3 tRNA genes are annotated in these 495 nt (G+C 43.2%); all 3 read right to left on the bottom strand.

Annotated features, from left to right (window positions below):
• Positions 1-215: 215 nt before the first annotated feature.
• A tRNA-Gly gene (locus tag OM074_RS21225) sits at positions 216-288 on the bottom strand.
• A gap of 16 nt (positions 289-304) precedes the next feature.
• Positions 305-378 (bottom strand) — tRNA-Thr (locus OM074_RS21220).
• Between the two features lie 35 nt (positions 379-413).
• Positions 414-495 (bottom strand) — tRNA-Tyr (locus OM074_RS21215).

Raw genomic sequence — 495 nt, 5'->3', positions numbered from 1 at the left:
CCTTTGTCTAAAATAATTATTGGAGATAGTTTCAGACTTACAGCCTGAGATTTACAGCTTGGTATTTTCAAGGGGCGATGCCCCTTGTTGTGAAGACAAAGGCTTTCAGCCTTAAATTTATCATTAATTAAGATTCTATTCTAAAGCAATAATTTTATGGCTAGACAGTACGCATATAAAAAAAAGCCATCAGAAAAAGTTCTGATGGCTTTTTGAGCGGGAGACGGGATTCAAACCCGCGACCCTTAGCTTGGAAGGCTAATGCTCTATCAGCTGAGCTACTCCCGCTTGTTATTATTTTGAGAGCCAATGGAGGGACTCGAACCCACGACCTGCTGATTACAAATCAGCTGCTCTAGCCAGCTGAGCTACATTGGCAATACTGTTATTAAAACCATCTGTTTCTGGTTTTGTGGGGAGAGCAGGATTCGAACCTACGAAGACGAAAGTCAGCGGAGTTACAGTCCGCCCCAGTTGGCCACTTTGGTATCTCCC

This window comes from Plebeiibacterium marinum (genome assembly GCF_026013615.1).
Lineage (GTDB): Bacteria > Bacteroidota > Bacteroidia > Bacteroidales > Marinilabiliaceae > Saccharicrinis > Saccharicrinis marinus_A.
The sequence above is the reverse complement of the archived record's forward strand: the minus strand, read 5'-3'. Positions and strand labels throughout refer to the sequence as shown.